Here is a 7,253-nt window from a genome sequence, read left to right on the forward strand (position 1 = left end):
GGCCCCTGGCCGCGACGGGACCCCGGTCACGGCCCCGGCTGCCGCCCCGGCCCCCACTCCGGACCCGGCCCCTGGCCGCGACGGGGCCCCGGTCACGGCCCCGGCTGCCGCCCCGGCCCCCGCTCCGGACCTGGCCCCCGCTCCGGCCCCGGCCCCTGTCCGGGCGAGGCCTTCCGGACGGCCCGGGCCGGCGCGCTCGGAACCGGTCGGCCCGGGCCGTGGCCGAGAGGCGGGCGAGAAGTCATGACGGAAGTCTGACGGCCGCCCCGGATCCCTGGCCCCGACGGGCCCCCGGGTGCTCGAATGGACAGGTGAACCCCGAACCGTCCGATCCGGCCGAACGACCGGAACGACCCGCACCACCGGAACGTCCCGCACCGCCCGGGCGAGCGGACCGTCCCGAGCCGTCCGCGGCGCCCCGGCCCACCGAGTCCACGGGAACGTCCCCGTCGCCCGAGTCGCCCGAGTCGCCCGAGTCGCCCGGGTCGTCGGGGTCGTCGGGTGAACGCGGTACGCCCGTCGGCCGGCGGGTGTTCCTCGGCACGCTCGCCCTGGGCGCCCTGGGCGTGGTCGCCGCACCCCCGCTGCAGCGGGGTCTGGAGGCCTTCCTCGGCAGCGCCGCCGACAAGGACCCCACCGGCCTGACCGGCCTGCTCCCCAACGGCGGCGGCTTCCGCTACTACTCGGTCACCTCGTCCGTGCCCCACAAGAACGCCGCGGACTACCGCCTCACCGTGGACGGCCTGGTGGACCGGCCCGTCACCTACACGCTGCCGGAGCTGCGGGCCATGCGCCAGACCCGGGTGGTCAAGGACGTCCAGTGCGTCACCGGCTGGCGGGTGCCCGGCACCCCCTTCGAGGGCGTGCGGCTGTCCGAACTGCTGGACGCGGCCGGCGTGCGGCCCGGGGCCGGCGCGGTCCGCTTCACCTGCTTCGACGGCTCCTACACCGAGAGCCTCACCCTGGCCCAGGCCCGCCGCGCCGACGTCCTGGTCGCGCTGCGGATGCAGGACAAGGACCTCGGCCACGACCACGGCGGACCCGTCCGCCTCTATGTGGCGCCCATGTACTTCTACAAGTCCGCCAAGTGGCTCTCCGGCATCACCGTCACCGAGAAGGTGCGCCCCGGCTACTGGGAGGACCGCGGCTACGACGTCGACGCCTGGGTCGGCCGTTCGAACGGACGGGACGATGACCCTACGAGCTGAGGCGCGGCCCGCCGCGCACGTGCCGCGCTTCACCCGGGCCGTGCGGTGGGTGCACCGCGCCACCGCCCTGCTGATGGGCGTGTGCGTGGTGACCGCGTCCTTCCTCTACGTCCCCGAGCTCGCCCAGCTCGTGGGCCGCCGCGAACTGGTGGTCCGCGTCCACGAGTGGGCCGGGCTGGCCCTGCCCTTGCCCGTCCTGGCGGGGCTGGTCTCCCGCGCGTTCCGCGCCGACCTCGGACACCTCAACCGCTTCGGCCCGCACGACCGACGCTGGCTGCGGGCGGCGCTGCGCCGGGACAAGCGCCGGGAGTCGCGTCCGGCGGCCAAGTTCAACGCCGGGCAGAAGGTCTACGCGGCCTGGATCGCCGGGGCGACCCTGGTCATGCTCGGCACGGGCCTGCTCATGTGGTTCACCCACCTCGCGCCGATCATGTGGCGCACCAGCGCGACCTTCGTCCACGACTGGCTGGCCCTGACCGTCGGCGTCGTCCTGGCGGGCCACATCGGGATGGCCCTGGGCGACCCGGAGGCCCGCCGCGGCATGCGCACCGGCTCGGTGAGCCGGGAGTGGGCGGAGCGCGAACACCGCCTGTGGCGGCCGTAGCGTCCCTCGTACCGCTGGACGCCCCGGAGCCGTCCTCGGCTCCCCGGAGGGCCGGTCATGGCGCGCGAGCCGCTGACGCGGACCTCAGCTCGCGAAGTCCAGCAGGACCTTGCAGGAGCGCGCCCGGTCGGCCGCCAGCGCGAACGCCGACTCCGCGTCCGTCACCGGCAGCACCGCACTGATCAGCCCGTCGAACAGGGGCCGCGCCGCCAGCAGGGCCAGGGCGTCGTCGAACTCGACGTCGAAGCGGAACGCCCCGCGCAGTTCGATCTCCCGGCTGACCACCAGGTTCCCCGGGAACGGGCTCGGCCCCGGCGGCAGCATGCCGAGCTGGACGACCGTCCCGCCGCGCCGCACCCGCCGCAGACAGGCGTCGAGTCCGGCGGCCGCTCCCGAGGCCTCGACGGCCGCGTCCGCCTCCGGCGGCCATCCGGGATCCGCCGGATCGTCGGCGAGGACGACCGTGTCGGCGCCGGCGGCGCGCGCGTACCCGAGCGCGGCCGGCAGCAGGTCCGTCACGGTCACGTGCGCCGCGCCGGCCGCCTTCGCCGCCGCCACCACCAGGCAGCCGACGGGTCCGGCCCCCGTGACCAGGACGTGCCGGCCGGCCACCGGGCCGGCCCGCCGCACCGCGTGGAGCGCCACCGCCAGCGGCTCGGCGAGCGCGGCCCGCCGCGGCGCCAGTCCCCGGGGAGCGGCCGTGCCTGCGCGGCGGGGACGACGATCCGCGCCGCGAACCCGCCCTGGACGTGCGGCGTCCGGGCCGCGCTGCCGAGGTAGCGGGTGTCCCGGCAGACGTTGGCCCGGCCCCGCGCGCACTCCGGGCACACCCCGCACGGGGTGGCGGGGTGCACGGCGACCTCGGCGCCCACGGGCACGCCCGACGCATCGGGGGAGCCGTGCGCGAGCACCGTCCCCACCACCTCGTGGCCGAGCACCATCGGCTCCCGCAGCCGGAAGTCGCCGACCCCGCCGTGCCGCCAGTAGTGCAGGTCGGAGCCGCAGACCCCGCCGTAGCGGACGGCGACGAGCACCTCGCCCGGTCCCGGCGACGGCGTGGGCAGCTCCTCGACGCGCAGGTCGCCCCGACCGTGGATCACACAGCCCAGCATCGGCCTCACGTCCCCTCAGAGCACACTCGTCATGCCGCCGTCGACGTACAGCACCTGCCCGCTGACGAAGTCCGCCGCGGGAGAGACGAGGAACAGCAACCCGCCCACCAGGTCCTCGGTGCGGCCCCACCGTCCGGCCGGGGTGCGGCGCCGCACCCAGGCGCTGAACTCCTCGTCCTCGACCAGCGGCCGGGTCAGCTCCGTCTCGATGTAGCCGGGGCCGAGGCCGTTGACCTGCACGCCGTAGGGCCCCCAGTCCGCGCACATGCCCTTGGTGAGCATCTTCAGCGCGCCCTTGGTGGCCGCGTACGGCGCGATGCCGGGCCGGACCACCTCGCTCTGCAGGGAGCAGATGTTGACGATCTTCCCGTGGCCGCGTTCCGTCATCCGGCGGGCGGCTTCCCGGCCCACCAGGAACGCGCTGGTGAGATTGGCGTCCAGCAGCCGGTGCCAGTCGGAGTCGGTGAACTCCAGAAGCGGCGCGCGCAGTTGGACGCCCGCGTTGTTGACCAGGATGTCGAGCGGGCCGACCCGTTCCTCGACGTCCGCGATCCCGGCGGCGACGGACGGACCGTCGGTGACGTCGAAGGCGGCCGTGCGGACCCGGCCCGCGGGCAGTCCGGCGGCGGCCCGTTCCAGGCGCCCGGCGTCGCGGCCGTTGAGGACCACCGTGCAGCCGGCCTCCGCCAGGCCCCGGGCCAGGGCCAGGCCGATGCCCCGGCTGGAGCCCGTGACCAGAGCCGTCCGGCCGGCGATGTCGAACAGGGGGTGACTCATCGCCGTCCCCCTAGACGACCAGCGACAGGAGCAGGACCAGGCCGCCGGCGACCACCGAGATGATCGTCTCCATCACGGACCAGGTCTTCAGGGTCTGCCCGACGCTGAGCCCGAAGTACTCCTTCACCAGCCAGAAGCCGGCGTCGTTGACCTGGCTGAAGAAGAGCGAGCCGGCGCCGATGGCGAGGACGAGCAGGGCCGTGTGGGCCGTCGACATGTCGGCGGCCAGCGGCGCGACCAGACCGGCCGCCGAGATCGTCGCCACGGTCGCGGAACCCGTCGCCAGCCGGATCGCCACCGCGATCAGCCAGCCCAGCAGCAGGGCCGGGATCGACCAGTCCTTGGAGATGTCCAGGATCATCTGGCCCACCCCGGAGTCGATCAACGTCTGCTTGAAACCGCCGCCGGCGCCCACGATCAGCAGGATGCCCGCGATGGGCGCGAGCCCCAGGTCCACGGTCCGCGAGAGCCGCTCCCGGCTGAACCCGGCCGGCCTGCCCAGCGTGAACATGCCCACGATGACCGCGGCGAGCAGGGCGATCAGCGGAGAGCCGATCACGTCGAAGACGCGCTGCACGGTGTGCTCGGGATCGTCCACCACGATGTCGACCAGCGCCTTGGACAGCATCAGGACGACGGGCAGCAGCACGGTGGCGATGGTGGCGGCGAAGCTCGGCCGGTTCTTCAGATCCTCCGACGGGCGCTGCGGAACCATCCGGTCGGGGGCCGGTACGTCCACCCAGCGGGCGGCGAGCTTCGAGAACACCGGACCGGCGATGATCACCGTCGGGATCGCGACGAGGATGCCGAGCGCCAGCGTCACCCCGAGGTTGGCGTCGAGCGTGTCGATCGCGACCAGCGGGCCGGGGTGCGGCGGGATCAGGCCGTGCATCACGGACAGGCCCGCGAGGGCCGGGATGCCGATGCGCATCAGGGAGTAGTTGCCGCGCTTGGCGACCATCAGCACGACCGGGATCAGCAGCACGATGCCGACCTCGAAGAACAGCGGCAGGCCGATCACGGAGGCGATCAGCACCATCGCCCACGGCATCGAGCGGCCGCCGGCCTTGGCGAGGATGGTGTCGACGATCTGGTCGGCGCCGCCGGAGTCCGCGAGCAGTTTGCCGAGGATCGCGCCCAGCGCGATCAGCACGCCCACCCCGGCGACCGTCGAGCCCAGCCCGGCGGTGAAGGACGCGATGGCCTTGTCGAGGGGCGCCCCGGCGAACGCGCCGAGCGCGAGCGAGCCGATGGTCAGCGCCAGGAAGGCGTGCAGTTTGAACCGGGTGATGAGCAGGACGATCACGGCGATGCCCGCCAGTACGGCGATGCCCAGTTGTGCGTGGCCGGCCGAGGTGATCGGCTCGACGGTGTCCGCCGCCAGCATCTCGACGCTGAGTCTGGTCACGGGGGTTCCCTTGGGGTTGATCGGGACGGGGGAGGGTGAGGGGTTACTCGGCCGAGGGGGTTACTCGGCCGAGGAGGGGCGCTCGATCGAGAAGGATCGCTCGGCGGCATCGGGCAGGGCGGCGAGCGCCGTCACGGCCCGGCCGGTGATGGCCTCCGGGCTGCCGCAGACGTCGACGGTGACGCCCGCCTCGTCCGCCTGCAGCGGCTGGAGCGTGGCGAACTGCGAGTCCAGCAGCGCGGTGGGCATGAAGTGGCCCTGCCGGTGCCCCATGCGGTCCTCGATCAGGGACCGGTCGCCGGCCAGGTGCACGAAGACGACTCCCGGGGCCGCGGCCCTGAGCCGGTCGCGGTACGACCGCTTCAGCGCCGAGCAGCTGACCACCCCGCCCAGCCCGGCCCGCTCGTCCGCCCAGCCGCCGATGGCGTCGAGCCACGGCCACCGGTCGCCGTCGTCGAGCGGGGTGCCGGCCGACATCTTGGCGATGTTGGCCTGGGGGTGGAAGTCGTCACCCTCGGCGTACGGGACGCCCAGCCGGGCGGCGAGCAGCGGACCGATGGTGGTCTTGCCCGTGCCGGCGACGCCCATCACCACGACGACCTGGGGGGTGCGCATCTTCGCCTCGCTGTCTTCCTCGACGCCTGACGCCAACGGACGCCGACGACACTGGAACCGATTAGGTACGACGAATTCAAGAGGCTGTGATGAATAAGTCTGACTTTTTGGCTTAGTGATCTACCGCGTACTCTGTGTGCATGACCACTCCGGGCCGGGGTCTGCACGGCCGAGTTCTGGACGCCCTGGGCCCCGCGATCACCGCGGGGGAGTACCCGCCGGGCAGCGTCCTGCGCACCGACGAACTGGCCCAGCGCTTCGACGTCTCCCGCTCCGTGATGCGCGAGGCGGTCCGCGTCCTGGAGTCCATGAACCTGGTCGAGTCCCGCCGCCGGGTGGGCGTCACGGTGCGCCCCAAGCCCGAGTGGAACGTCTACGACCCGCAGGTCATCCGCTGGCGGCTGGCCGGCGCGGACCGCCCGCACCAGCTGCGCTCGCTCACCGTCCTGCGCTCGGCCGTCGAGCCGGTCGCGGCGGGCCTGGCAGCCGGCCACGCCACGGCCGAACAGTGCGCCGAGCTGACGCGGTGCGCCCTGGGCATGGTGGCCAACTCACGCGGCCACCGCCTGGAGGAGTACCTCGTCCACGACGTCGCCTTCCATCGGGCGATCCTCGCCGCCTCCGGCAACGAGATGTTCGCCCGGCTCGGCGACGTCGTCGCGGAGGTGCTGGCCGGCCGCACCCACCACGAGGTCATGTTCGAGGACCCCGACCCGGCCGCCGTCACCCTGCACGTGCAGGTGGCGGAAGCGGTCCGCGAGGGCGACCCGGTGCGCGCGGAGCGGCTGACCCGCGAGATCACGGTCGGCGCCCTCCAGGAACTGGACATCCTGGCGCCCTGACCGGCGGCCACGGCACGGCTATCCGGGGAAATCCCCGTCCACGTACGCCCACGCCCCGTCCACCCGCTCGAACCGGCTGCGCTCGTGCAGTGCGCCGCCCCGGTAGGCGGCCCGGAACTCCACGGTCCCGGTCGTGTGGAAGGCGGTCCCGTCGGCCGTCCCGAGGATCTCCAGCCCCGTCCACCGCATTCCCGGATCGAGCTCCAGCCGCTCCGGCCGGGTCCGCGGATGCCAGGTCCGCAGCAGATACGCCGTGTCGCCCCGCACGAAGGCGCTGTAGCGCGACCGCATGAGCGCCTCGGCGGTGGGCGCGGCCGTGGCCCGCCCGCCCGCGTGATAGCGCCCGCAGCACGCCTCGTACGCGGCGGGCAGACCACACGGGCAGTCGGCGGACGCGGAGACGGCGGAGGCGCTCCGTCGAGGACGGGCGGTACGTCGGACCATGACCCCCATTGTGCCCGCCGCTCCCGCCCGGCCAGTGAGCGCACCCGCCCTGCCAGGGGCGCGGGGGGCCCGGGGAGCGGTCTCCGCGGGCCTGTGCGTTCGAGACGCTGCCTTCGGCGGAGCGCTGCGACGCGGGTCGGCTCACTGCCCCGGCCCGCCGCTCCCGCCCGGCCAGTGAGCGCACCCGTCCTGCCAGGGGCGCGGGGGGCCCGGGGAGCGGTCTCCGCGGGCCTGTGCGTTCGA

7 protein-coding genes and 1 pseudogene are annotated in these 7,253 nt (G+C 74.2%); 3 read left to right on the plus strand and 5 right to left on the minus strand.

Annotated elements, in window-relative coordinates; translation table 11 throughout:
* The first annotated feature begins 530 nt into the window (after positions 1-530).
* Both ACFVYK_RS32425 and ACFVYK_RS32430 read left to right on the plus strand, forming a co-directional pair.
* On the plus strand, positions 531-1,208 hold the full coding sequence (locus tag ACFVYK_RS32425) for a molybdopterin-dependent oxidoreductase (protein ID WP_389780183.1): 678 nt from the start codon (positions 531-533) through the stop codon (positions 1,206-1,208).
* Positions 1,192-1,812 (plus strand): cytochrome b/b6 domain-containing protein, encoded by a 621-nt coding sequence (locus ACFVYK_RS32430; protein WP_389780185.1) that lies wholly within the window; start codon positions 1,192-1,194, stop codon positions 1,810-1,812. The genes ACFVYK_RS32425 and ACFVYK_RS32430 overlap by 17 nt, the downstream gene beginning before the upstream one ends.
* Before the next feature lie 84 nt (positions 1,813-1,896).
* Here the strand turns inward: ACFVYK_RS32430 and ACFVYK_RS32435 are convergent.
* From ACFVYK_RS32435 to ACFVYK_RS32450, 4 genes and pseudogenes are all read right to left on the minus strand, one after another.
* A pseudogene (locus ACFVYK_RS32435) lies at positions 1,897-2,924 on the minus strand (L-idonate 5-dehydrogenase).
* Positions 2,925-2,939: 15 nt separating this feature from the next.
* Positions 2,940-3,701, minus strand: coding sequence for an SDR family oxidoreductase (locus ACFVYK_RS32440; RefSeq protein WP_389780187.1), 762 nt, complete (start codon positions 3,699-3,701; stop codon positions 2,940-2,942).
* A gap of 10 nt (positions 3,702-3,711) precedes the next feature.
* Entirely contained in the window at positions 3,712-5,109 is a 1,398-nt protein-coding gene (locus ACFVYK_RS32445; RefSeq protein WP_389780189.1) for a gluconate:H+ symporter, read from the minus strand.
* A gap of 60 nt (positions 5,110-5,169) precedes the next feature.
* Positions 5,170-5,724 carry a gluconokinase gene (locus tag ACFVYK_RS32450; protein ID WP_389780191.1) on the minus strand — a complete coding sequence of 185 codons (555 nt, stop codon included), beginning with the start codon at positions 5,722-5,724 and terminating at the stop codon, positions 5,170-5,172.
* 140 nt (positions 5,725-5,864) lie between these two features.
* On the opposite strand from ACFVYK_RS32450, the gene ACFVYK_RS32455 reads away from it, so the two are divergent.
* A complete protein-coding gene (locus ACFVYK_RS32455) occupies positions 5,865-6,566 on the plus strand; it encodes a FadR/GntR family transcriptional regulator (RefSeq protein ID WP_389780193.1) in 702 nt (233 codons plus the stop codon).
* A gap of 18 nt (positions 6,567-6,584) precedes the next feature.
* On the opposite strand, the gene ACFVYK_RS32460 is transcribed toward ACFVYK_RS32455, so the two are convergent.
* Positions 6,585-7,010 carry a YchJ family protein gene (locus ACFVYK_RS32460; protein WP_389780195.1) on the minus strand — a complete coding sequence of 142 codons (426 nt, stop codon included), beginning with the start codon at positions 7,008-7,010 and terminating at the stop codon, positions 6,585-6,587.
* Between the last annotated feature and the right edge of the window lie 243 nt (positions 7,011-7,253).

The organism is Streptomyces sp. NPDC058291 (assembly GCF_042880855.1).
Taxonomy (GTDB): Bacteria; Actinomycetota; Actinomycetes; order Streptomycetales; family Streptomycetaceae; genus Streptomyces.

Bases quoted from the DNA above. Each gene is read 5' to 3' on its own strand.
- ACFVYK_RS32430 (WP_389780185.1), top strand. From the start codon at position 1,192: ATGACCCTACGAGCTGAGGCGCGGCCCGCCGCGCACGTGCCGCGCTTC.
- ACFVYK_RS32440 (WP_389780187.1), bottom strand. From the start codon at position 3,701: ATGAGTCACCCCCTGTTCGACATCGCCGGCCGGACGGCTCTGGTCACG.
- ACFVYK_RS32450 (WP_389780191.1), bottom strand. From the start codon at position 5,724: ATGCGCACCCCCCAGGTCGTCGTGGTGATGGGCGTCGCCGGCACGGGC.
- ACFVYK_RS32455 (WP_389780193.1), top strand. From the start codon at position 5,865: ATGACCACTCCGGGCCGGGGTCTGCACGGCCGAGTTCTGGACGCCCTG.
- ACFVYK_RS32460 (WP_389780195.1), bottom strand. From the start codon at position 7,010: ATGGTCCGACGTACCGCCCGTCCTCGACGGAGCGCCTCCGCCGTCTCC.